This is a genomic window from Bowmanella yangjiangensis (assembly GCF_017255015.1).
Classification (GTDB): domain Bacteria; phylum Pseudomonadota; class Gammaproteobacteria; order Enterobacterales; family Alteromonadaceae; genus Bowmanella; species Bowmanella yangjiangensis.
Window position 1 is genome coordinate 1 of the sequence record NZ_JAFKCS010000114.1, and the last position, 2,424, is coordinate 2,424.

General features: G+C 54.6%; 2 protein-coding genes. Both read right to left on the reverse strand.

Annotated features, from left to right (window positions below; genetic code table 11):
* Positions 1-588 (reverse strand): glycosyltransferase family 2 protein (locus J0A65_RS22345; RefSeq protein WP_206596525.1); only part of this gene is annotated, 588 nt, incomplete at its 3' end.
* Positions 588-2,424: hypothetical protein (locus tag J0A65_RS22350; RefSeq protein ID WP_206596526.1), on the reverse strand; the 1,837-nt coding region annotated here is incomplete at its 5' end. The genes J0A65_RS22350 and J0A65_RS22345, both read right to left, overlap by 1 nt.

Below are 2,424 nucleotides of genomic sequence, written 5' to 3' on the forward strand. Positions count from 1 at the left end.
GCCGATACGCTGGGCAGCGTGAATCGGTACATAAGCCACCGAATAACCCGCCCGAAAAAAAGCCATGGTGCTGGTGGTGGGGTAAGAGAAGCCGTTGGGTAACAGATAAAGAAACTCGCGAAACTTATCTGCCCGAACAGCTCGGAAGCCGGAGGTGAGGTCCTCGATACGGTGCCCGGTCATCCAACTGGCGAGCTTGTTATAAAATCCATTGGCCAAGCCGCGACCGAAGCTGGCCTGTGAACCTTTCTGACGCGCCCCAACCACCATGTCATGGCCTTGCTCAAGCACCTCTAGCAAGCGCGCGATATCAGCTGGGTCATGCTGGCCGTCGGCATCCATGAATACGATGATCTCACCACTGGCCGCTCGCGCTCCGGTCTTGATCGCCGCACCGTTACCCTTGCTGTAGGGGTGATGGACCACCCTGGCACCAGCAGCCTCGGCAACCGTTGCCGTACCGTCAGTGGAGCCGTCGTTGACCACTATCACCTCGGCATTCGGGTAGTGTTGGCGAATGCCACTAACGGTTGCGCTGATGGCGGCAGATTCATTTTTTGCGGGTAGGATGATGGATAAACCCTGCATTAGTTATCCCCCTGATTGAGTTGTTGCAACAGAGTGCTGTCCAGCCTCAATCTGTCGAGCAAAATATCTTCGGGCGCTATGGTTAATCCGGTGAGATCGCTGGCCAGTTGGGAATAGCCGGATGCGGCCAGATCAGCAGCAATACGCTCAATCAGTTGTTGGTTGCCGTTTTCTCGCGCTTTGCTGATAGCCAAGCGGTAATGTGCCTCGGCTTGTTCGTGCTTGCCCAAATGCAAAAGCAGATAATCGGCCATCATGGCATGACGGTAGTCCGGTTGCTCTTGACGCTCAAAAATAATTGTCATGGCCCGCTGCAGCCTGTCATCGTCGATGTCACGGGCATTCAGCCGCTGTTCCAGCAATGACCAGACCGAATCACGGGTTTCAACACTAAGATGCAGTGCCTGCAAACGCTGCAAATAGCGCCGCCAGACGGCATCAATATCTACAAGCTCTTCGGGAAAGCCGGCAGCCCCGTGCATCAGGATCAGGTTGACATCAGGCAGTGTACTGGCACTTTTCAATGCCGAAGCTCGTTCAAATTGTCGAGCTGCGAAATGGTAAAAAGGTGAACTTGAGTCACCACCAGACAGCTCAAAGTAAGCTACCCCCATATCCATTGCAGCCCTCGCCGAGTTGGGGTTTTTCGAGGTCATATCCGTGGCCAGCAAAATAGGATTGCCCCAGGTGGCAGCCCGTACTACGCCCAGAAACCCTACTCCCAGCACCAGCACGGTCACACCCACATACTTAATGGCCGGACCATCACGCACCGGCAAACGGCTAATCAGCTCAACCACCAGCAGCAAAACGCCAAACAGAGCAAAGTAGTTGCGGTGCTCAAACACCATTTCCAAACCGATTATGTTACTGGTGATAAAGTGCGCGGCAAAAAACCAGAAGACACCTAGCGCTGCCAACGTAAAACGCTTACGCCAGTAAACGGCCAGAGCAAATAGCAGCACTAAGCCAACAACGGCAGGTAGAGTGGTCAACGGTTGCAACCAGCCACGAGACACGGCCATATCGTCGTAATAAAAATAGATGGTTTGCGGCAGTGGCAGCAGCATTTGCTGAATGTACAACCAAAGCACGCGCCCTTGAGTCAGCAGACGCTCGACAGTATTAAAGTCACGCCCGCCGTAGGGCTCCAGGCTGGAGTAATGCGGTACTGCCCAAAAAACAAAAGCCAACAGCGCTAAAGCAGAGCCCGCACCATAGCTGATACGCCAGAAGCGGCGCTGACCGCTACTGCCGGCAAAGCCCAGCACGGTTGCTTCCAACGCCAGGCAAAACAGCGGCAGTAAAACCGCGCTCTCCTTGAACAGGGCCGCCAGCACAAAGCTGAGCAGCAACCCCGACCACAACCAGAACTTGACCGGCTGGCCAGTGATCTGGTTGTCGCGTATGCGCAAATACAGCAACAGGGCAATAAACAAAAAGGTGACGCACAGGGTCTCCATGCGCTGCACTACATACAGGGCCGAAGACACCTGAATCGGGTGCAGTGCCCAGACCAGTGCCAGTGCCAGTGCCGCCATTGGCCGTTGCCCGGATTGAATACGCGGGCTAAAAGCCAGCAAACGAAGCGCCAGCCAGTACACCAATACCGCATTGACAGCATGCACCAACAGGCCGGTGACTTTATAGGCCCAGGGGTGAATACCGGCCCAATAAGCATTCAGGGCAAAGCTGACCATGGCCAACTGGCGGGTGTCATCGGAATAGCCGTGGGAAGCCCTCCACAGACTGGCAACGTTGAGCTCTTTTATTTGTACAAAAGCATTGGTGACGATGTTGCTGTAATCATCAAACAGAAAGCCGCCAGATACACCG